This is a genomic window from bacterium, from assembly GCA_016124905.1.
Lineage (GTDB): Bacteria > Pseudomonadota > Alphaproteobacteria > Rickettsiales > RI-342 > RI-342.
On the sequence record WGMV01000029.1, the window covers coordinates 1 to 21,403 of the forward strand.

Below are 21,403 nucleotides of genomic sequence, written 5' to 3' on the forward strand. Positions count from 1 at the left end.
CGAAAAAACCGGCCTGGTTGCCCAGGCCGGCTCATTGCGCATCGTTAGGATGCTGGCTTAGCGCTTCAGGTAATTCAGCTTATTTTCCATCAGCGGGTTATCGCTGGTGGTTTTGGGCTCGGCAACGGGGCCTGCTGCGGGGGCGACATTATTCAGGTCGCCTTTGAGGTCCTGAATTTCTTCCTGCTGGGCGCGGATGATTTTTTTGAGTTCTTTCGGGTCATTCGTCTGGTCGACTTTTTTCAGGTCAACGGCCAGGGCCGGGCTGGAAGCAACGGCCAGAATGGCAAAAGCGGCAACAACGGAACGCATGGATGGGGTCCTTTCCAAAAATGATGGACGGAATCTAGCGCGGCCAATGGTTAATAACAAGTTAAACTTTTGTTAACTCATCTTTTGGTTGGGCAAAAAAAGCCATACTTAGGGTAAAACGAAGCAGTAGACACTAAATATAGTAAATGTTACGTTAATGCCATTCGCATTCCTTGGGGGCTTTCATGACCAAATCCATCCTTTTCGCCGCAGTAACCCTGGCCGCAATGCTGGCGACGCAAGCCGCGTCGGCCGCAGATGAACAGGCGGAGGGCGGTTGGAAACTGCCGGGTTCCATCACCGGAAACGTAACCTTTGCGTCCGATTATCGTTTTCGCGGCGTCACGCAAAACGATGAGAACCCCGTAGTTCAGGGCGGTTTGAATTACACCGTCCCGCTGATGGATAATCTCAGCTTTTACATGGGCGCCTGGGGCTCCAACGTGGATTTCAACGATGGCGATGAGGCCAATATGGAGCTGGATGCCTTCACCGGTCTTTCCGGCACCATTGGCGACTTCTCGGCCGATCTGGGCATTCTGGGTTACTACTATCCCGGTGCGAATGAGAACCTGAACTACGATTACTACGAATACCAGCTGACGCTCGGCTATAATTTTGGCTTTATGCTGTTGCGCGGCTCGGTCAATTACACGCCTGACAACTTCGCCGATTCCGGCGATGCCACCTACACCAAGCTCGCGGTGGAAGTCCCCCTGCCGTATGACCTGAAGCTCGCTGGCCGCGTCGGCCATCAGGAAATCCAGAACGAAGCCAATTTCGGCCTGCCTGATTACAATGACTGGGCCGCCTCCCTCAGCTACAATTTCATGGGGCTGGATTTCATGGCGGAATATACCGATACCGACATCGACAAGAGCGTCTGCTCGGACAATTGCGATGCGACGGTTATCTTCAGCGTAGCCAAAAGCTTCTAATGACCGTGTGCCGGAAGCGAGCTGAGGTAGGTCTTCAGCTCCTCCCGCGCGCTTTCGGCAATCGTGTGATTCAGTTCGCGCGCACGGCTTGCGTTCAGGTTCGGCACGTCCCGGTGCAGGCTTTCATATAGGGCGAACACCGCATCGGCGAATGCCCCGGTTTCCGGCTGGCCGCCCATGCAATGCAGCACATAACGGGCATAATGGCTGGCATAATCCCACGCGGCCTGTTGCACCTTCCCGGCAATCGCGGCATTGCCGTCAGCGGCCTTGTCCACATGAGCCCAGCCCGGCAGGTTGCGCGGCCAGTTATCCGATGCCTGAAGATACGCCACGAAATCGGCGGCAAAATCCTCCTCATGCGCCAAATGGTCGAGCGCCATGTCCGCAGGCAGCAGGTTGCCAGGCGCCCCCAGAAGCGGATTTGCTTCCATGAACTCGGTTGTATCGGGAATTGCCGTTTCAATGGCCTGACGCAGGGATTCGCCGCCCGTATCGCGAAACGTCCACCCCTTGCTGAAATTGGATTGCGTAAAACTCATCCCCGTGGCGCGCTCCACGGCGGCCTTCCACTCATGGTTCAGCGGGTCCTTGCCGCGGCTTTTCCACACCAGCGCGTAAAGGGGATAGGATGTGCCCGCCAGCAGCAGGGTGGCGCCAACGGCCAAACTGCCTGCCACCAGCCCCACCGCCTCGTCGGTGATGAAATTGACCGGGTTGTACCAGCGCGCGTTACTGCTCACCAGGTCATAGACCGATTCGGCCTCGGTCTGCCCATGCAGCATGCGCCCCATTTCGGTGCGAATGGTTTTACCCATATGGGTGCGCCCTTGCACCAGTGTCTGATAGCGCGCCGGCCCGATCAGCAGATTGCCAAGCTGCTCAAACCGGCTGTTGACTGGCAGCAGTTTTCCATCCTCGCCAAAACCAACCGTGGGCGGAATGCTGTTGGTCAGGCGTGGCTTAACCTGGTAGGGCAGGCTGTCCAGCCGCTTTACATCCTCCGGGTCATCCTGTATCGCGCCATGCCTGTCCTGCACGGTGCGATACATTTTGACACCCGGTCTTCCCTGAAGCGTGAGCAGGGTGTTGACCCCTGGCTCCGCGTCCCATGCCTCGCCCTCAAGCAGCCGTGAATTCACGTGGGACTGGATTTCCTGCGTCTGGCGCATCACATGCTCAGGCGTCATTTCGCCGGCGAAATGGCGGATCAGCAGCCGCAATTCATTATGGGTGGCAAGGTTCATCGTGTCCGACACCACCCACAGCCCTTCCGGAAGGCCGTTTTCAATATGCTCAGCCTGAATTTCCGCTACTGAGCCGGAGGGCTGGTCGGGGTGGCGCGTCATGATACGCAGCAGCTTGGCTGCTGCGCGCGCCTGCTCCTGGGAAGGATAGGCCGTTACGGTGCGCGGCAAATAAACCGGCAGCGTCCGGTTATTGATATAAGGGTTTTCATGCTGGGGCATATCCCGCGCAAACAGGTGATTGAGCTTGGAACCGCCCAGTGCGTCATTCACCCGGAAAACAGAGCCTCTGAAACCCGCTGGACGGAGTATGGCCTCCAGCCGTTCCCAGGTCACATCCTGGCGCGTGACGCGCTCTGTGCCGAACCAGCGGCGCTTTTCATCCGCCGAAAAATCCTCATTGATGTCCGGGACCATGTAGAAATTGATTTTGGCTTCCAGCTCAGCGCGTGCCCGCAGCATCTGGTCGTTCAGGTGCGCTTCGGGGTCAATGGCCAGACGCAGCGTATTGAACCCTGTCAGCAGCAATTGCTTGCGAAGGGGCATCTCGAGCTCATCAATCGCATCCACCGAAACGGTATGTCGGCTATCCAGGCGCATAAGCCAATCCTTTCAGGGGGCTTATGTAGCGTGTGTATATGACAATTTTGCATGGCGGCTAGAGCGACGGGCAATCCTGCTCGTAATCCAGCTGGCGGGTTGGCTCGGAAAACACCCCGCCCGGCAAGGGAGTATCCTGCCAGTATTGATACACGCGCACATGCTTGATCGGGCCATATTCCTCGCGCATGGCGCCGCTGTTCCAGCGGCGGCAGATATACTGGCCAAAATAACCGCCCTGATAAGCCCAGTTAACGCGCATCATGTAATAAAGCCAGCGTGGATAGGGGTGCGCGTCATAGCCGCTATGAGGGCGGGAGTTACGTGGCGGCTCGGCCAGAAGGCGGTACGCATCCACTTTTTTGCCGTCACGCAGTTCCCCTTCCACCACGAACCAGTCGCTCCGGTGTGGCACGTTGGGCGCATAAACCCCCCAATGCTGATACAGCCCGATATGGGAGAGAATTTGCTTGAACGGCGCAGGAAAGGAAACATTCAAAAAGGGAAGAATCGCCATGTTCTGCCACAGGACCAGCAGTGCCAGCAGCGCCAGCGCGGCTTCTCTCGCGTCGGCCATGTGCCGCGGAAATGCCGGGGGGGCGGGCGTGGCGGGCAGGCGTGGGTCGAGCCGTTTCAGCCATTGCCCCATACGGCTTGAGAGTGCATTCAGAAAACGGGAGCGGCCTAACCACTTCCACACCATCGGCGAGGTAAACGCGGTCAGTCCGGTAATGCTCACCAGCGGAAAAATTCCGATAGAAAGAAACGCCACAAATCCCAGATGCAGCAAAATCAGGAGCACCTGGCCAATCAGCCGCGCGGGGTATGTGAATACCGGCAGGAACAAAAGGGCAAACGCGAATATTTCCAGATACAGCACATAGAAATTCAGCCACTTGATGTAAGGCAGCCCAATGCTGGCCAGCGTCTGGGCAAAAATGGAATTATGCTGCACGATATTGAGTGCGTAATAAAGCCCAAGGCCGGATTCGTCCCAGTCCGTCCCCGTGGTTTTGAACAGCCCGCCGAAAACATAAAGATACAGCACCTGCAGCAGCAGCCCCGCCGATGCGAAAGAGAGATACACGGAAGGGGCGTCCTTGCCGCCCTCCCTCAACCGGTCAATGGATGCCCATTTCCCAAGCGGCAGAAACATGCTCCAGAAAAACAGCACTTTCAGCTGCATGTCGCAGCCAACCACGTAAGGGGAAATGCGGCTGATCATCGAAGTGGTCAGCAGCCAGCACAAAAAACACGCCAGCCGCGAGCGATAACCCAGCATCAGCGCCACGCCGCACAGGCAGGTGAAAGCAAACATGATATGCAAAAACCAGGCCTCGCCCGTCACAAAAAACAAGGAGAACCAGGCGGGAAACATCTCATAGCTGCCATAATCCACCGCCAGCCGGCGCGGCAATAACCCGTCATCGGTAAAAAATGTGCCAAGCTGCGTCCAGAGAAAGAGGGTGCCGAGCACCGTGGTGAAACCCAGCATTACCCGCAACAGAGCGAGTGCTCTCACATCAATGCCGAAAAGCCGCTGCAGCAGCGGTGTGCCACGCTTCCATAATGCGATCATGCACCCCTCCCTTTTGGGTATCTCTAGCGCAAGCCAACGCACTTGCACATGATCTATGTTAAGCGGCTAGGAGGTTTTGTGTTTTTTCAGCCAATGCACGCAACCGGCCCACAGCGCAATGCCCACCGTAATGGCCAGAAGGGTTGCTTCCATGCCAAAATGCTGCGCCAGGCTTGCCTCGCCGATTTCTTCGTAGAACTCGGTCATGGCGATGATGGCGATGGTGGTGGTGATGGTCGGGTAATCTTTCTCAATCACACGTCCCAGGTTGAATTCCATGTCGGACGTCGCCATGCCGAACCGGCTGAACGTGATCCACCAGCGCGGCACATCCTTGCAATAGGCGCGGTAGGCATCGCCGAACTTTTCCAGCAGGTAGGCTTCCTCGGCATAAATGATGCATTGATAGATAAAGGCAAAAAAGCCGATGCCCGCCAGCATCACGGCAAGGTTGCCATGCATCAGGAACACGCCTGCATAAAGCAGCATATTGCCCACATAAAGCGGGTTACGGCAAAGCGCGAACATACCTTCCGTCACTAGGTTTTCGGCATAAACCTTTTTATTCAGCCCGCCGCGCTTGATATAGGCAAACCCGATAACGGTGCCTCGGATCATCAGCCCCAGCAGGGCGAGCAATATGGCAAAACCATCCTTGATATGCTCAAGCATCTCGCTGCCGAACACCGTGTCCACCGGCACGGCGAGAACATAAAGGATGAAGATAATGGCCGGAAACGAGCGGTTGCGATGACGGAAAAAACTATTGCCGATACGCACCATGATGGAATGTAGCCCGTATTGCTCGCTCATAAATCCTCTTGTTACTTGATGGCGATAATGCCGCAGAAATTATACCAGCGGAAGAAGATCTCCGTCTGTCGGAAACCGGCTTCCTTCAGCAAATCGATATTTTCTTCCAGACGGTAAGGGATCAGCACATTCTCAAGCGCTTCGCGCTTTTTGGATATTTCCGTGTCCGTATAGCCCATCCGGCGTTTGTAATCGTAGTAATGGTTGATGAAAAGCCGGTTGAACACCGTGTTCTCGCTGGTCAGCTTTTCGATCAGGATCAAGCAGCCCTGCTCGTTCATGCCGTTATAGAGATTTTTCATGATGCGCTCGCGGTAAAGCGGGCGGGCGAACTGCAGCGTCAGCAGCATGGTGATAACGCTGGCATTCTCGATCTGCAGGCCTTTGTGGATGTCCACTTCCTGAAGCTCAATCTGCCGTTTGGTGCCGGATGCGTCGATTTTCTGCTGGGCCTTGGCCAGCATCTCGGCGGAATTATCCATGCCCACGAACTGCACGGTCGAATCCACCCATGCATCCATGGCCAGCATGGTCGTGGCCGTAGAACAGCCGATATCGTAAAGCCTGGTCTGCGGCACGGCGAAGTCGCGCGCCAGCTCGCAGGTCATGCGCTGCATTTCCTCATAATAGGGAACGCTGCGGCTCACCATGTCGTCGAATACATGGGCCACCTTGTCGTTAAAGCTGAAATCCGCCACCGGTTTTTCCGTCTCAAATACCTGGTCTTTTTGCTCAAGCTTTAACAGCGACTTGATGTTGCTGTTATTGCCCGGGTTCTTGCCGGTAGACATGTTTGCGCCCCCGATACGGTGTTGCAGCGTGATTAAGCAGGCGCATCATACTCCGCGCCGCTTAATCCGCAATATTCCTCATTAAGCTGCCTGAGCTTTCTCTTTTTCCTCGGCCAGCACTTGTTTTGCCTTGGGGGAAAGCTGAATATTGAGCTCCCGCAACTGCTTCTCAGTCGCTTCGCACGGCGCGCCCATCAGGATATCCTCGGCCTGCTGGTTCATCGGGAATGCGATGATCTCGCGGATGTTGGGCTCATCGGCGATCAGCATCACCATGCGGTCCACGCCCGGGGCCAGCCCGCCATGCGGCGGTGCGCCAAAACGGAAGGCGCGCAGCATGCCGCCGAATTTCTCTTCCACCACATCGGCGCTGTAACCGGCGATCTCGAATGCCTTCAGCATGATGTCCGGCTTGTGGTTACGGATCGCGCCGGAGGAAAGCTCCACGCCGTTGCACACAATGTCATACTGATGCGCGACGATATCCAGCGGGTTCTGCTTCAGCAGCGCATCCATCCCGCCCTGAGGCATGGAGAAGGGGTTGTGGCTGAACTCGATCTGCCCCGTATCCTCGTTTTCCTCGTAGAAGGGGAAATCCACCACCCAGCAGAATTTGAAGATGCCCTGTTCGCGCAGCTCCAGCTGGTCGCACACAATGTCGCGCGCCTTACCTGCCAGCTTGGCGGCTTCCAGCACCTTGCCCGCGGCGAAGAACACGGCATCGCCCGCGCCCATGCCGGTCAGTTCCTTCAGTTTGGCCAGGCGCTCTTCGTTCAGGAACTTGGCAATCGGCCCCTTGGCCGCGCCGTCCGTGCCGAAAATGATATAGCCCATGCCCGGCGCGCCCTGTTCACGCGCCCAGTCATTCATGCTGTCAAAGAAGCTGCGCGGCTTTTCGGATGTTTTCGGCGCAGGCACAGCGCGCACCACCTGCCCATTGGCAATGGCTTTAGCAAAAATGCCGAAATCGGAATCGCGGAATACCTCTGTCACATCCGCCAGCTTCAGCGGGTTGCGCAGGTCCGGCTTGTCGGACCCATAATAGAGCATCGCATCGCGATAGGTGATGTGGGGGAAGGGCGCGGGCGTCACCACCTTATCGCCGAATTCCTTGAACACGCCTTCCAGCACGGGCTCAATGGCAGCAAACACATCTTCCTGCGTCACGAAGCTCATCTCGATATCAAGCTGGTAGAACTCGCCCGGGCTGCGGTCGGCGCGCGCATCCTCATCGCGGAAGCACGGGGCGATCTGGAAATAACGGTCAAACCCGCTCACCATCAGCAGCTGCTTGAACTGCTGCGGCGCCTGCGGCAACGCGTAGAACTTGCCCGGGTGCATGCGGCTCGGCACCAGAAAGTCGCGCGCGCCTTCCGGCGAGCTGGCCGTCAGGATCGGTGTCTGGAATTCCATAAACCCCTGCTCAATCATGCGGCGGCGCAGCGATGCAATCACCGCCGAACGGAGGATGATATTTTTGTGCAGCTTCTCACGGCGCAAATCGAGGAAGCGGTATTTCAGGCGGGTTTCCTCCGGCAATTCGCGCTCGGCATTCACCTGCATCGGCAGCACCTCGGCGGCGGATTCCAGGGCGAAGCTGCTCAACCGCACCTCAATCTCACCGGTCGGGATGTTGGCGTTGATGGCCTCGGCATCGCGTTTGGTCACAGCACCGGTGATGGTCACCACGCTTTCCAGACGCACGGCGCTGGCGGTCTCGAAGGGTTTTTCGCCTGCTTCGGTCACGCATTGGGTGATGCCGAAATGGTCCCGCAGGTCGATGAACAGCAGGTTGCCATGGTCCCGCACACGGTGAACCCAGCCGGAAAGCTTGACTTCCTGCCCGACATGGCTGGTTTTCAATTCGTTACAGTGGTGGGTGCGGTAGCGATGCATAATGACTTCTCTAAATCTAAAACGATGATACAGGGCACCGTTACGAGCGCAGCGAGTTGGACCATTGAGGTCCCGCGCCTTAATAGGCGCGTGAAGCGAGCGTAGCGAGCCACCATATGGTTTCTTGCTTTATTAAGGAATTAGCTGTGCTATAGAGCATCGTTTTATGAAAAACAAAAGTTAAATGACTTAAGGAAACAACCCTGCATGCGCCCACGTCGCAAAACTTCCAGCCGCCACGCCAACAACCGTCGCAATGCTCCCGCTCGTCCGTACCACGCACGCAGCTCCAAAGGGGTGATCACCACCAACGAAGAACTTAAGGCATTCTGCGAACTTCTGGCTGCCGGTCCTTATATCGCGCTCGATACCGAATTCATGCGCGAAAAGACCTATTACCCCACACTTTGCCTCATCCAGGCCGGCAACGACGAATATATCGGCGCCATCGACCCGCTGGCCGAAGGCATCGACCTTCAGCCCCTGCTCGAGCTGATCATGAACGATGAGCTGGTAAAGATCTTCCACGCCTGCAAGCAGGATATGGAGATTTTCTACAACCTCCTCGGCGGCAAGGTCCCCCAGAACCTGTTCGACACCCAGGTGGCGGCCATGGTTTGCGGCTTTGGCGAGAATGCCTCCTACGCCCGCCTGGTCAAGGACGTGCTCGGCGTGAACCTGGAAAAAGCCCAGCAATTCACCGATTGGGCCCAGCGCCCGCTGCGTCCGGAACAGGTGGAATACGCCCTGGGCGACGTCACCTACCTGCCGGAACTTTATCATCACCTGAACGACATCCTTACCCAGGTGGAGCGTCAGGGCTGGATCGAAGAGGAAATGAAAACCCTCATCGACCCCGAAACCTACAACCCGGCCCCCGAAAAGGCCTGGGAGAAAATGCGCCTCCGCTCCCGCAACCCGCTGTTCGTGGCGATGGTGCAGGGCCTGGCTGGCTGGCGCGAGCGCGAAGCCCAGCGCCGCAACCATCCGCGCCAATGGGTGGTGAAGGATGACGGGCTGATGGAAATCGCCGCCACCACCCCCCAAAGCGTGGAAGCCCTGCGCCGCTTGCGCGGCGTGCGCGGCCATATGAGCGATTCCACCGCCGAGGCCATTGTCGGCGTAGTGCTGGAAGTGCTCGCCAAACCGGCCGAGGACCTGCCCAAGCTGCCGCGCCCGGCCATCCGCCCGACCATTCCGGATTCTACGGTGGAGCTGCTCCGCGTGCTGTTATGGCATTGCGCCGAGGTCGCCCGTGTCGCCCCGCGCATGCTCGCCAACACCTGGGAACTGGAAGAAATCGCCCTCTATGGCGAAAAGGCCGAGGTGGATGCCATGAACGGCTGGCGCAAGGAAGTGTTCGGCCAATACGCGCTGGAACTCTGCCAGGGCAAGGTCAGCCTCACCATCCACGATGGCGGCAAGCTGCGCCTGCTGCGTCACACGGGCAAATAACTAAACCACGCCGTTGCTATATTCGGCTTCCCACGTCCTCAGCGCTTCGTTGAGGACGTGCAGCACGGCGTTGCGGTCGGCCCCGTCAAGCGCGCGAATGGCTGCCGGAACGTCCTTTTCCAGGTCCCCTTTGGCCATCTCAAGCACGGTTTTCTCTCCGGCTTCGGTGAATACAGCCCGCATCTCGGCTTGCAGCCTCATAACGCGCATTGTCTGGGGCAGGCTTTCATCGGTCAAGCCGGGCAAGCGCTTCAACCCGCCCTGCTGTTCAAGTTCGAACAGCATGTCCAGTATTTCCGGGCCGGTAATAGCTTCCGATCTATTTAGTCTCGCGCCCAGGGCCTGCAGTAACGAAACTTCCAGGCCATTAAGGATCAGCAGGTTATCATCGGCGGATTGAAGGGAAAGTGCCATGCATGACTCCATTATTTTAATCGTTATGCTGCCTGTATAATACGGCTCCGATGACGCTAATGTGACGGAAGCGTGAATATTCCATACGGTAAATACGGCATCTTGCGCCAAGCCCGCCGCAAGGCTAGCTTAAGGCTACACAGGGTGCCTCATGCTGAGATTCAAAAGACCGAACATCGCAAGCTTCATGCATTTCGACCGCTTCAGCTGGGTGGCGCTTGCCATCCTGGTGGTGGTCTGTGCGGCGGTTTACGGTGCGCGGCTGGCCTCTCAAAAACCGCCTGAAACCGACCCGTTGCTCAAAGGAGTGGACCTGGCCAAGGAAGCCGCTCTGTTCGATGCAGGAAATTCGCTAGGCCTTTGCTACACCGATGGCCTGGTCACCCGCATCCGTAATGCCGAGGAAATGGGCAATGCCGCCGAAGTGCAGAACCTCATCGGCCAGGGCGAGGCCATGTGCGACCAGAATAAGGACATGCTGGGCAAGGCCGCCTTCCTGGCTTCCGGCGCGGAAGCTGCCATCCAGGGCGGTAACGATTTGCGCACCGCCGAGGAACTCTACCAGCGCCTGCTTAAATTGACCGGCACCGCCTTGCCGGAGGATGATGCCGCCGTTCACGTGATCAGGGGATATCGTGTGGTGGCGCTTCGGGGCATCGCCACCATCTATACCCAGGCCGCCGCCGCGCTGAAGGAGCATGGCAACCCAGACAAAGCTGCGCAATACGAAGCCGCGGCCACCCAGATGCAGTCCCAGATCGACCAGCTAAGCCAATCCACGCAGGAAAATACTGTTAAAAAACCGTAACAGCTTTCGGTTATGGTCTCCCGCAACTGGAGATACGCATGACGGAAATCAATACAGGCCTGACGGGCATAGAAGTCTTTTCAGATCTTCATCTGACAACGCTTTACGGCACAGGCAAGAAAGAGCTCGAGCGCATTTATGCGCGTTTGCAGGAGCTGGAAGACAAGGTCGCCCTCGGCGCGCTTGACCAGGGCCTGTGCCTGATAAACGGAGATTTGCCCGATTTGGACGAGCCCATGCCCGGGTATGATCCGGTCAAGGCGGGCCTGTCGGTGGTGCGCCGCATTCTACAGGATTTCCCGCATCTCCACGTCGTTTATGTGGAGGGCAATCACGATAATCATCCCGAATACATAAAGCTCCTGCATGAGCTGGAGAGCGAATTTCCCGGCCGTCTGGAATACCGCAAATATTTCTATCATCGGGGCGATATCCTGGCGCTGCACGGACAGCACGTATTCGGCGGCGCGAAAAAAAGCGAGCAGCTGGAAGTGCCCGCCCTGGTGGCGGATAGCGACAGTGCGGAAATCCCCAAGCCGAACCCCATTATGGCGGGCATTTACGGCATCGTGAAAATGCTGATCACCGGCATTGTGGCGGAAAAAAACTTCCCCAAGGAATACCTCATCAATCGCATGGAATATGCCTTGAACGACGTGGCGTCGGGCTCGGGCATCGGAATGGAGCGGCTTTTGGATATGGGCTCAAGGGAGGTGTTCCTGCAAAGCCTCAGGGAAATTCCCGAATCCCATGGAGTTTCGGAACTCGACCGTCAGGCGATTGAGCGGCTGGCCGAAGAAATGGCCCAACTGGCCAGGGCCCTGTGCAATGGTGAGGTTCATCATGTGCTGGCCGGGCACGTTCATTGGCCCGAACCCTTGCTGAACATCCCGCTGGAAGTGGCAGGGCATCCGCTGCGAATGCATTTTACGGGCGCTGCCGTGCGCGATTTTGTCAAAGGAGTGCCCTGTGTTGGCCTGTCCATGATTCAGGAAGATGGCCAGACCAGGCAGATCTTCAGTTCCGTGCAGCCGGGCGATATTCTGGCCCAGGCCGATCAGCACATCATAGGTGACAGGGACACAAGCTCCGACCTGGATCTCTGGCGCGCGCTCATGAGTGGAGAATCCGTCGTGGAAGGCCAGGCAGCCGTTCGCTAATCCCGATAGAGCGTGGCCAGCTTGCGTTCCTGCCTGCTGACCGTGAACCCGGCCTGCTGTAACAACAGCAATGCGCGCGGATGGTCCAGCGAGGACACATTCACCATCACCCGTTCCGGCGCATGTTTCCAGGCGAGGTTCACGGCCGTATAGATCAGGTATTTGCCGAGCCCCCTGCCCATATGGTCCGGCAAAAGGCCGACATAGGGGATGCGGGCCTCTTCCGGGTTTCGCAGGTTAAGTTCAAAATAACCCGCAGGCGCGCCCTTATGGTAAAGCACATGTGCCTCATGCATCGGGTGGTGCAGGTAATCCGTCAGCTCCGTGTCATCCATGCGCAGGCGGCTGCTCCAGTGCCAGGGGCGGCCAATACGATGGTAGAGATAGCGATAATAGCTGAGGGGTATATCCTCCGCATACATCAGCTCCATATCGCCCGTCGGGGCCACGGGCATGGCCTTATCCGGCGGCATGGACATTTCCAGAATGGTGTAGGTTACCTCCCCCGTCACCAGGGTGGGAATATGGATACCCGTCATCCGGCCGATATCATGCTCCACCGGCGTCAGCATCTCCGCCTGGCCCCATTCCGCCCAGGAGCCGTCATACAACACCCAGTCTTCGTGCCCGATTTCGGCAAGCGCCAGGCACAGCACCGCTGCCGTCACGCCGCTGCCGCAGGTGGTGGCGATGGGTTTGGCCAGGTTTACCCCCGCCGCCTCAAACAGGCTCCTGAGCTTGTCAGGTGGCAGCAGTTGCTTGCAGATGGGGTCCAGCAGGCTGGCATAATGCACATGGAAACTGCCCGGTATATGGCCCTGACGCATATGTTCGCGCGGTTCCACCTCGCGCCCGGCGAACCGTGCGGAGGAGCGCGCATCCACCACTTGCCGCCCGTCCAGCATCTGCCGTTGCAGCCCATGCAGGTCGCACACAAGCCGGGCAGGCGAAGGAACGGGGTAATCCGTCTTCGCAGGGTTCACATAATCCCCCGCCACCATCTGTCGCGCCGCCCTCCAGGCAGGCAGACCGCCTGCCAGCACCCGCACCTGCCGGTGGCCGAAGGCTTTTAGCATCCACCAGGCGCGCGCGGCGGAAAACAACCCTGCGCTGTCATAAACCACCACTTCATGTTCCGGCGTAATGCCAAGCTCCGCCATCCCTTGGGCAAAGGCCCCGGGTGACGGCAGCATATGGGGCAGGGGAGTCGTTTGGTCGGCCAGTTCGTCGATATCCAGAAACTGCGCCCCGGGAATATGCGCGGCATTGAACTCCTGCAATGCGTCCCGACCGCTGGCGGGCATGTGCCAAGATGCGTCCAGCACCGCCAGTTTGGTATCTTTGCCGAGGCGTTCGGCAAGCTCTTCCACGCTGATCTGGTGGAGGCTTGAACTCATGCCGCGCCGCCGTTCTGGCTGTCTGTTTGCTCCTCGCCGCCACTTTCCTGCGCGGCGAAGGGGTTGGCCGGGGGCGCCTTGTTCGGGTCTGCCGTGGTGGGGGCGGTTGCCGCCGGTTTGAACGGGTTGGTCGGCGGCTTGGCGGGTGGGCCGGGCACGGTGGGTGCCTTGGTTGCGGCCTCGGGCGGCTTGGCGGGTTGGGCCACTGGCGGCAGCGCAACCGGTGCAGCGGGCGGTGCAGCGGGCGTGGCCGGTTTGGCCGGAGCGGCGGCGCCTGCCGCGGCTGGCGGTTTCGCCGCGCCTTGATTCTTGGCGAATGGGTTGGTCAGGCCGCCTGCTGCGGGGGCGGGTTTTGCCGCCGCTGCGGCTGTCGCGCCGGGTTTGGGCAGGCCGGGCACGGGTGCCGCTTTAGCGCCGGGCGCGCCGGGTTTTGCTGCGGCCGCGCCGCCGGTTGTCTGGCGCTTCTTCTCTTCCTCCTGCGCCGCGCCAAGTGCGTAGACGCATAACTCCTCAAAGGAAACGCCCTGCTCCTGGGATATTTTATGAAGCTTCTCAAAGCTTTCCATCACCTCGGGCGGGATGGTGCCGCCTCGCTCCTTAGAAAGCCAGTCAGCCTGAAATTGCAACGGATGGTTCTTGGGGTTCGGTTCGCCGATATAGACGCTGAAGGGGGATTTCTTGCCGCCGAAATCGCACGGGATGGAAAATTTCTTCATGGCGGCGGTTTCCTCCTGTTGGAACCATACCAAGGCGAGGTGAAGAAGCGATTAACCGCTTGTTAGTCCCTCGGGGGCCTATTTCTTTTTGCCCGGTTGTTTCGGCAGCGGCTTTTTTAACGCAACAATAGGTTTTGCCGGTTTGGCAGCGCCGGATGCAACGGGTTTGGTAATCTTGGGTGCGGCAGGCGCGGTCGCTTTGCGCGGCGTTTGGCCAGCCACTGGCCTTGGCGCCACCTGGATAAGCTTTTTCTTGGCGGCGGGTTTTAACACGGGAACAATAGGGCGCCCGACTTCGGCCACCATTTTCTTGGTCGTGGCGGAGGAGGGTTCAATGGCCTTATTGCCGGCTTCCTGTGCCACGGCCGCCTGCTGCTGCATGGGCGCGGCATTGGCCTTGGCGGGGGAGGCCGGTGTGGCCATGCGTGGTATGGCCGCCGTGGGTGTGTTGGTTAGCCCGGCATAGGCGCGCACCCGGTTAAAGGAGAAGTTATCGGCATAGGCCTTCACCTGAAGCGCCGGGTCGTGCGGCACGCCCAGCACGAAGCGGATGCCCCGTTCCTCGGCGTAGCTGACGGCCTCTTCCTTGGTTGGGAATGCCAGCTTGAGCTGCTGCAGCATATCGCCTGATCCGGTCCAGCCCATGATATGCTCGATGCGCTTGCGCTCCTGCGGGATGAATTCCAGCACCCACGCGCCGGTTTTCCGCTTGCCGGACTGCATGGCCGTTTTAGCGGGGCGGTAGATCCGTGCAACAGGAGCCTCAGACATGATTAACCTCTTATTGTGCAACTCAGCGCTATAGTGGACAAAATAACGTGGATTTCCACCGATGCAATCATCCCAGCAACAAGACGAGCACTTTCTGCGCCATGTCATCCATCTGGCGCATGAGGTGCAGGCCCGCAACGAGGGTGGACCCTTCGCCTGCATCCTGGTGATGGATGGTGAGATCATCGGCACGGGCTGGAACCGCGTTACCGGCGATTGCGACCCCACCGCCCATGCCGAGGTGGTCGCCATCCGCGAGGCCTGCAAATCCCTGGGCCAGTTTCACCTGCACGGGGCCGTGCTTTATACCAGCTGCGAACCATGCCCCATGTGCCTGGCTGCCGCCTATTGGGCGCATGTGGACCGCATCGTCTTTGCGGCAAGCCGCGAACGCGCCGCCCTCAGCGGCTTCGATGATGCCTTCATCTACGATCAGTTCGCGCAGGAAGCATCCCAGCGCAGCATTCCCAGCATGCAAATGCTGGAAGAGGAGGGGGAAGATCCCTTTGATGCCTGGGACAAAAAGCGGGATAAGCGGCGTTATTGATTACTTGCCGACAAATCCGGGCACAAAAAATGCCTGCACCTGCTCTTGTTCGGCCAGCATACGGACAATCTGAGTGGTTTGGGTCGATTGTGCCGATGGAAGCGCCACCGTTGGCACCAGCACATTGACAACATTGGCGGCATTGCGCCCCTCTTCGCCTGCCAGGCCCGCGACATAGCCATCAATGCCCTTTGCCGCCATATAGGACAGACCGGATTCCCGCAAAAGCCATTCTATCGCCGTCAACTCGTCGGCCCCATTGCCGTAATAAACGACCTTGTCTGTCGGAATCTTAGCCGCCTGAAGGGCATCAAGCAATTTACCGGCAAAAGCCTGGGCCGCTTCCGCATCGGGAAAGCAGATATTCCAGCCATAGTTCCAGTCATGCAAAGGGCTTTTCGGCATAGGGCGCTCCATTTAAAGATGGCCTGTGATAAACCCGCCGCGTGACGTTTTTATGACCGCACCCGGAACAACCAACATCAAGCCTTTTTTAATCAGAAGCCTGCTAGGGTGCATCCATGACCTATTTGCACGACCTATCTGCCCGGCTCGAAGTGGAAGGCGCCCGCCCGGACAGTGACCTGCGCTTTGACATCCAACTGGTGGACGGCCCCGTGCCGATGCTGGAACTGCTCATCCGCGACCGCGATTCCCTGCCCATGTACGTCGCCGCCTCGGCCTCCCAGCTCCTGTCTATCGTCCACCTCTTCCGCGATCAGGACGTCATCCTGTCCAAACGCCATGAGATGTGGGAGCGCATGCTGGAGCTCTCCATCCCCATGCCTTTGTCGTCCTACGGCAAAATGGGCGACGTCTATGTCGTCTTTGGCGCCATGTCGCTTGATTCTTCCATCGAGGACATTCTGCTCGAGCTAAAAACCCTGAACGACAATGCCCTGGAAGCTCTCCATGCGATGGAGTCCTTCCTCATCCGCCCGTCCCAGGCGGGTTGAATCAACGCGGTATATCCGAATTTTTCAGCTGAGAAATCGCCTGCTCAAACGAGCTTTCGATCAGGTTCTTATCCGGCAGCTCCAGCGGCTGCATGATGATGGGGTTATAACCGGTCAGCCCCCTCAATTCATCAATCAGCTCCGCGCGTTCTTTTACCACTGTTTCTTGCTGGCCATTACGCTGGCCTTCAAGCGTTACCTTGGCTATTTTTGCATCGTTTAAACGTGCGGATGGGGTGCCACACGCGCTTACAAACTTACCCACCACCGTATCCAGCTTGGTAAGAACATCCTCCAGCGTTTCAGGGTGTTGATCCAAAATATAAATGCCGGTTGTCACACGCGTCACATTATGGGTCTTGGTATATCCGGGCGTGAATCCCAATACCTTTAGTGATTCGGTCAAACGTTCCGGATCATAGCCGGGTTTACTGGTATCAAACCGCACTAAAGCCACATCCCGCTTATAGGTGCCGCTGTTGTTAACCGTGGACTCTGCATAAAACTTTTTAAGATGCCGCAAGGCTTCCAGTTGATCTTGCGGGAATGTGTGATTGGGGTTCGATTCAAGCGTATCAAGATGGGCGACCATAAAGCCAAGCGCGCCTTCCACATGCGCGGCGCGATGCGTTTGCGTTGCCGCAATTGCCGCATCATTCTGCCGGTCAATCTCGATATTTCTCATATGCGCGGCCTGGCGTATGCGGGCAGGTGCTTCTTTCTCATATTCCGCCAAAGCGGCTTGATGTTCCGTATTGGACTGTTCATTCTGCCATTGGCTGATGGCATCTTTCACCTTTTGCCCATATTCATTGCTGTTAAGCGAAACCGTCACGTAGCCAGCGGCTCCTTTGATCGGATTGCCGGCAGGGTTGGCGTCTGAATATCTCACAGGCTTATCAGAGGCGACAAGGCCAGCGTTCTTAAGGGCTTTTTCAGCTGCGTTGGCAGAGTTTTGCAGCCGTCCCAACGGCCCGGGCACATGGGCTATCATGATTTCTCCATGATAGAGAAACGCATGGTCGGGGTTCATTTTTGCTGCTTTTAGCACGTTTTTAAAACAGGCCAGTGTCTGCTCGGGTGTTGGCTTAAAACTACCAGGGTCTTTATGTATGGGAACCGGCTTGGGATCTGGGGTGTCAAAGGGTGTAACGCTGGGAATATGGGCCGGGAAATTTAGCGAAGTGGAGGTGAGTTCATGGCGCGCCTTGTCCGTTTCAAACCCGCCTAGATGCTCCTGCAATGTCTTATTATCCACAAGCTTCACGCCGAAATCCTGCAGCGTTTTTATCGATGCCTGCACCGTAACAAGGTTTTGGGTGAGAACATCTCGCTGCGCCTCAAAATGCTTTACCGCATCGCCTATGATATGACGAAACTCATCTTCAATCGCAGCTTTCGCATCTTTCAGCGCATCCGGTTTCATAGCCGCGTTTAAGCGCGCCACCACATGCTCTGGCGCCACATCTCTCCAATAATTGCCATGCTTGAGGGTGTTTGCCACCTCAAAGCGGCCATGCTCTTTATTAAACTCAACAATGGTTTCCTTATGTTTGAAAATCTGGTAGAGGCGCCCGGCAATATCCTCCGCCCGGTCAATCCATTCATCGCGCAAGCCTGTTGCGCTCTGCATATCCGCCATCAGCGCGTCCCAGCCCGCCAGGTCGGTCGTGGCCTCCACCCGTTCACGCGTCAGCACGCCATCAGGCGCAAATTGTGCCAGTTGGGCAAATGGCCTGGGCGCATTGCCGGAGGCGTTGAACTCATCTGAAAACCCATTACCTGCGACAACCTTGCCATCATCCTGCCTGACCACGTAATCCACATAATCGGCAATGGTGGCATCAAACGTCAGGATAGCGCGAATCCTATTATCGAATCCTGTTACCTGCTCGGCCTCTTTGGCGGCCTGCTCCCTCTGCCGCTGCGCTTCCATGGCCTGCTTGACCTGTGAAAGCAGCGGTTCCGGAATGGAGAATTCGACAAGACGTGGGTCGCTCTGCCATTGCTGCCCATGTGCAATCACCTTAATCGGTGTTGCGGCCAGCTCGCCTTTCAGGCCAAAGAACGTCGCGAATGTAAGGTTTGCTTCGCCTGTGTCATGTTTCTGGTTATTGCCGCGATTGGCCGGGCTCGGCACCAGCATGGTGATGGCGTGGTCATCCCATATCTGGAAAAACCTGACGGTGCGGTTAGGCGGTTCGCCACTGACCTGCGGAGAATATTGGCCGTTTTGATGGGCATGGTGCACATCCGCCGGGTCCACATTCAGCAGGTCGAATCGCTCAAAGGGAGTTTTGAATGAGGCCTGCTGCTGTTCAAAAACACCGGTCATCTGATGGCAGGCCATGTCCTGAAACGCCAGCTCATCTGCCCGTATGACGGCGCGGGTGAAGTTCTGCGCATTGGGAATGTTCTTTTCCCGTACGCATAATCTCAACGTGTCCGAGCCATCCTGCGCGCCGGAAACGAAAAACCGCTCGCTCAGTTCTTTCTTCCCGATCTTTTCAAGCCCCCGTTGCAGATAGGCCCACGCCATGTCCCTGGCATCCTTATCGGCAGATGGCGCAAATTGAATATCGATGACGGGAACAAGATTATTCACATCCGGCGTGAGGGACGAGATACTGACGGTAGCCTCGATATCCAAAAGGCCGAGCATATCCTTGACGGCACCAAGGCCTGCTTTTGCATCCTTGTCCGATCCGGCATGAAGATTAGCGGCCTCCTGAATGGCTGCCGCAATCTTTGCCGCCGCGTGCGCACGCTCCGTACGTATAATTTCCTGCAGTCCATTCAACTCGGTTTCAGGAACGCCAATGGCCTCTGCAAGCCATGCTGGGTTATAAGGCGAGCCTGCATCCAGCACCTGCGGAAACTTTTCCCCCATTTTTGTCAGCGCATCCTGGCCTTTGCTTGTGCCGAAAAGTCGTTCAAAACAGACTCGGGGCGAAATATCATGGAGCCTGGCAAATGCTTGCAGGTTGGTTGCGCCGTTGCGTGTCACCAGTTCGGTTGGGCTGCCGTTGCAGAGCCCCAGCATAAGGGTGAAATCCGTTTCATTGGCCAGCCGCAAATGAAGATGCTTGGTTGCCTGTGCCACCAGATGCACTTCATTGCCAAACATCCCTTTGGCGAAGCTGGCCAGCGGATGTGGGTCATTTCCATTTTTTAAATTCAGCTGTCCGGCAAGTTCTGCCAGCGCGATGACGGAATCGACCCTTGCCGTTTCTAAAAACAGCCCAAGCCCCTCGCCCCAAAGGTCAAAAATGATCCTGCCCGCCACGTTGGGGCTCTGGCCGGCAATGGCGCGTTCCGTCAGTTTCGCCAAATCATCCAGCGACAGGTTGAATTCATTGATTGCAATATGGCGGCCCGTTTCCAGCGAATGAAAATTACGGTCCATGAATTCAACATAATCACCCCGATGCACCTGCTGAACATAACGCTCAATTCCATCAAGCGTAGAGCAGTCGAACCCCAGCTCCTTAAGCACGGCGCCATAGCTGTGCTTGGTGAAGGTGGCGATATTGTTCAGGCCATATTCCCGGATGAATTCCGCATGACTGCTGAATTTGAGGTTCGACACCAGGGCCTTCAGATCCTGCCCGTAAGAGACATAAGCCAGAGCAATGGTCTGCCCATTCCTGTCGGTAAGGCCAAGCGTCTCACGAAAGAGGTTCATGTCGTGGTTAAAAACACGCGCCACCATACCGGTATAGCCATTCTCGAGCAAATGACTGAGGGCTCTGCCGCCTATATTCTGCGTCGTGCCAACGGAAATCTCTTCCGGAACAAGTACGCTGTTAACCGTCTTTTCAAGGTGGCCCAAAAATTGATTGGGGGAATAATGATTGCCCGCAATTAGATCGTCCCACACTTTATTGCTGATGACATCGTCTTCTTTCCTAACGGATGTAAAGGGGTTCGGTACGTGGATATTGCCGCGCTCCAATAGATCGGCCGTAATTCTAAGCAGCGCGTCATCGGATTCCGGAATGATTTTGGCTTTTATTTGGGGATTGGTGATGCCGTCCGGTATTCCGCCTTGCGAGCGGTGCTGCTGAATCAGGGCTTCAAGTTTATCGTCCACCCAGATACGGGCTTGGTTGGCCAGCATCTTTTGCAGGGATTGAATGCTATCCGCATAAGCAGGAATCTTATTTCCCTGGGGTGATTGGTGAATCGCCACAACCACATCATACAGGCCGCTGTTACGCCTTACATCATCCCCCGCCAGCATCTGTTCCTTATTGGCGTTAGCGTTGTAACGCACAACTTTACAATGCTTTCCACCCACCTGGTGTTTGATATAGGCTTCGGCATAAGCGGATCGGGCTAAGTCCCATTCACCGTCAAAAACAGCAAATTTAGCGTCGCTGATCTGCACCCGGATGAGATTATTGAAAACTTGTATTTCTTGTGCAGGTTCCTGAACAGGCATCTGGCTGGAATTGCTGCTGGTATATTGATTGAACAACGCGCTGCCATCGGGATTGCCCTTGGTATTCAGCTTTTTCTTTTCCACCAGTTTGGCTTCGTAGAATGCTTTGCTTTTCTCATAAAGCTGATCCAGCAAGGCGTCATCGTTAAGCTGCTGAATGATACCCCGAACCGAGTCCACCTGTCTGCGTGGTACGAGTACAGGAACAGGAGAAATACCCTTCTCCTGGCAATATAACATGCAATGATTACCGTCAGCCAGCCTATCGCCGCTTATGCCCAATATTGGGGTTTTGGGGTTATCGATGCGATCATAGTTTTTGATGCGGTTATCGCTGTCTTGCTTGCGTTCTAGGGCAATGGCCGTGGTATTCGAAGCAACGGTGCCTGCCGCATATTCTTTCTTGAATTGCTCACGAAATGCCTCAGGGGACAGAAAATCCGTCCCGCTTACAATGAGTGCCTCCGGCAGAATGAAATCTTCACCTGTAAACACAAAACCGACCCTTCATTACGCGGGTCAGCCTAACAAACACTAACTAATTAACGATTAATCCGTG

At 56.8% G+C, this 21,403-nt stretch carries 17 protein-coding genes and 1 pseudogene; 6 read left to right on the top strand and 12 right to left on the bottom strand.

Features of this window, described 5'->3' with window-relative positions; all coding sequences use genetic code 11:
• Positions 1–57 precede the first annotated feature (57 nt).
• Entirely contained in the window at positions 58–312 is a 255-nt protein-coding gene (locus GC177_08015; protein MBI1275902.1) for a hypothetical protein, read from the bottom strand.
• Positions 313–485: 173 nt separating this feature from the next.
• Between GC177_08015 and GC177_08020 the strand changes: the two genes are divergently transcribed.
• Positions 486–1,250 carry a hypothetical protein gene (locus tag GC177_08020; protein ID MBI1275903.1) on the top strand — a complete coding sequence of 255 codons (765 nt, stop codon included), beginning with the start codon at positions 486–488 and terminating at the stop codon, positions 1,248–1,250.
• Here GC177_08020 and GC177_08025 read toward each other — a convergent pair.
• From GC177_08025 to aspS, 5 genes are all read right to left on the bottom strand, one after another.
• Positions 1,247–3,097, bottom strand: coding sequence for a hypothetical protein (locus tag GC177_08025; GenBank protein MBI1275904.1), 1,851 nt, complete (start codon positions 3,095–3,097; stop codon positions 1,247–1,249). The genes GC177_08020 and GC177_08025 overlap by 4 nt on opposite strands.
• A 58-nt stretch (positions 3,098–3,155) precedes the next feature.
• Complete coding sequence (locus tag GC177_08030) at positions 3,156–4,676, bottom strand: hypothetical protein (GenBank protein ID MBI1275905.1); 1,521 nt, start codon at positions 4,674–4,676, stop codon at positions 3,156–3,158.
• Positions 4,677–4,742: 66 nt separating this feature from the next.
• Positions 4,743–5,489 (bottom strand): phospholipid methyltransferase, encoded by a 747-nt coding sequence (locus GC177_08035; protein MBI1275906.1) that lies wholly within the window; start codon positions 5,487–5,489, stop codon positions 4,743–4,745.
• A gap of 11 nt (positions 5,490–5,500) precedes the next feature.
• The gene (cmoA, locus tag GC177_08040; GenBank protein ID MBI1275907.1) at positions 5,501–6,280 is read right to left on the bottom strand and encodes a carboxy-S-adenosyl-L-methionine synthase CmoA; all 780 of its coding nucleotides are present in this window, start codon (positions 6,278–6,280) and stop codon (positions 5,501–5,503) included.
• A gap of 81 nt (positions 6,281–6,361) precedes the next feature.
• Positions 6,362–8,176 (bottom strand): aspartate--tRNA ligase, encoded by a 1,815-nt coding sequence (gene aspS, locus GC177_08045; GenBank protein MBI1275908.1) that lies wholly within the window; start codon positions 8,174–8,176, stop codon positions 6,362–6,364.
• A gap of 207 nt (positions 8,177–8,383) precedes the next feature.
• On the opposite strand from aspS, the gene rnd reads away from it, so the two are divergent.
• Complete coding sequence (gene rnd, locus GC177_08050; GenBank protein ID MBI1275909.1) at positions 8,384–9,631, top strand: ribonuclease D; 1,248 nt, start codon at positions 8,384–8,386, stop codon at positions 9,629–9,631.
• Here the strand turns inward: rnd and GC177_08055 are convergent, their stop codons facing one another.
• Positions 9,632–10,045 (bottom strand): hypothetical protein, encoded by a 414-nt coding sequence (locus GC177_08055; protein ID MBI1275910.1) that lies wholly within the window; start codon positions 10,043–10,045, stop codon positions 9,632–9,634.
• A gap of 151 nt (positions 10,046–10,196) precedes the next feature.
• Here GC177_08055 and GC177_08060 point away from each other — a divergent pair, with 151 nt between their 5' ends.
• Both GC177_08060 and GC177_08065 read left to right on the top strand, forming a co-directional pair.
• Positions 10,197–10,853 (top strand): hypothetical protein, encoded by a 657-nt coding sequence (locus GC177_08060; GenBank protein MBI1275911.1) that lies wholly within the window; start codon positions 10,197–10,199, stop codon positions 10,851–10,853.
• 38 nt (positions 10,854–10,891) lie between these two features.
• Positions 10,892–12,013, top strand: coding sequence for a hypothetical protein (locus GC177_08065; GenBank protein MBI1275912.1), 1,122 nt, complete (start codon positions 10,892–10,894; stop codon positions 12,011–12,013).
• Here GC177_08065 and GC177_08070 read toward each other — a convergent pair.
• The 3 genes and pseudogenes from GC177_08070 to GC177_08080 form a co-directional block, all read right to left on the bottom strand.
• Positions 12,010–13,410, bottom strand: a complete 1,401-nt coding sequence (locus GC177_08070) for a GNAT family N-acetyltransferase (protein ID MBI1275913.1) — start codon at positions 13,408–13,410, stop codon at positions 12,010–12,012. The two genes, GC177_08065 and GC177_08070, sit on opposite strands and share 4 nt — an antisense overlap.
• A gap of 467 nt (positions 13,411–13,877) precedes the next feature.
• Positions 13,878–14,126: pseudogene (locus tag GC177_08075) on the bottom strand (DUF2610 domain-containing protein).
• A gap of 78 nt (positions 14,127–14,204) precedes the next feature.
• Positions 14,205–14,897: a hypothetical protein gene (locus GC177_08080; protein ID MBI1275914.1), complete on the bottom strand. Its 693-nt coding sequence runs from the start codon at positions 14,895–14,897 to the stop codon at positions 14,205–14,207.
• Positions 14,898–14,958: 61 nt separating this feature from the next.
• On the opposite strand from GC177_08080, the gene GC177_08085 reads away from it, so the two are divergent.
• Positions 14,959–15,444 (top strand): tRNA-specific adenosine deaminase, encoded by a 486-nt coding sequence (locus GC177_08085; GenBank protein MBI1275915.1) that lies wholly within the window; start codon positions 14,959–14,961, stop codon positions 15,442–15,444.
• Here GC177_08085 and GC177_08090 read toward each other — a convergent pair whose 3' ends face one another.
• The gene (locus tag GC177_08090; protein MBI1275916.1) at positions 15,445–15,849 is read right to left on the bottom strand and encodes a hypothetical protein; all 405 of its coding nucleotides are present in this window, start codon (positions 15,847–15,849) and stop codon (positions 15,445–15,447) included.
• Positions 15,850–15,965: 116 nt separating this feature from the next.
• Here GC177_08090 and GC177_08095 point away from each other — a divergent pair, with 116 nt between their 5' ends.
• Complete coding sequence (locus tag GC177_08095; GenBank protein ID MBI1275917.1) at positions 15,966–16,400, top strand: DUF2170 family protein; 435 nt, start codon at positions 15,966–15,968, stop codon at positions 16,398–16,400.
• 1 nt (position 16,401) lies between these two features.
• On the opposite strand, the gene GC177_08100 is transcribed toward GC177_08095, so the two are convergent.
• Entirely contained in the window at positions 16,402–21,339 is a 4,938-nt protein-coding gene (locus GC177_08100; protein MBI1275918.1) for a hypothetical protein, read from the bottom strand.
• Positions 21,340–21,403: the final 64 nt, after the last annotated feature.

Coding starts and splice junctions, on each gene's coding strand:
- GC177_08015 (MBI1275902.1), bottom strand. CDS start 312: ATGCGTTCCGTTGTTGCCGCTTTTGCCATTCTGGCCGTTGCTTCCAGC.
- GC177_08025 (MBI1275904.1), bottom strand. CDS start 3,097: ATGCGCCTGGATAGCCGACATACCGTTTCGGTGGATGCGATTGATGAG.
- GC177_08030 (MBI1275905.1), bottom strand. CDS start 4,676: ATGATCGCATTATGGAAGCGTGGCACACCGCTGCTGCAGCGGCTTTTC.
- GC177_08035 (MBI1275906.1), bottom strand. CDS start 5,489: ATGAGCGAGCAATACGGGCTACATTCCATCATGGTGCGTATCGGCAAT.
- cmoA (MBI1275907.1), bottom strand. CDS start 6,280: ATGTCTACCGGCAAGAACCCGGGCAATAACAGCAACATCAAGTCGCTG.
- aspS (MBI1275908.1), bottom strand. CDS start 8,176: ATGCATCGCTACCGCACCCACCACTGTAACGAATTGAAAACCAGCCAT.
- rnd (MBI1275909.1), top strand. CDS start 8,384: ATGCGCCCACGTCGCAAAACTTCCAGCCGCCACGCCAACAACCGTCGC.
- GC177_08055 (MBI1275910.1), bottom strand. CDS start 10,045: ATGGCACTTTCCCTTCAATCCGCCGATGATAACCTGCTGATCCTTAAT.
- GC177_08060 (MBI1275911.1), top strand. CDS start 10,197: ATGCTGAGATTCAAAAGACCGAACATCGCAAGCTTCATGCATTTCGAC.
- GC177_08065 (MBI1275912.1), top strand. CDS start 10,892: ATGACGGAAATCAATACAGGCCTGACGGGCATAGAAGTCTTTTCAGAT.
- GC177_08070 (MBI1275913.1), bottom strand. CDS start 13,410: ATGAGTTCAAGCCTCCACCAGATCAGCGTGGAAGAGCTTGCCGAACGC.
- GC177_08080 (MBI1275914.1), bottom strand. CDS start 14,897: ATGTCTGAGGCTCCTGTTGCACGGATCTACCGCCCCGCTAAAACGGCC.
- GC177_08085 (MBI1275915.1), top strand. CDS start 14,959: ATGCAATCATCCCAGCAACAAGACGAGCACTTTCTGCGCCATGTCATC.
- GC177_08090 (MBI1275916.1), bottom strand. CDS start 15,849: ATGCCGAAAAGCCCTTTGCATGACTGGAACTATGGCTGGAATATCTGC.
- GC177_08095 (MBI1275917.1), top strand. CDS start 15,966: ATGACCTATTTGCACGACCTATCTGCCCGGCTCGAAGTGGAAGGCGCC.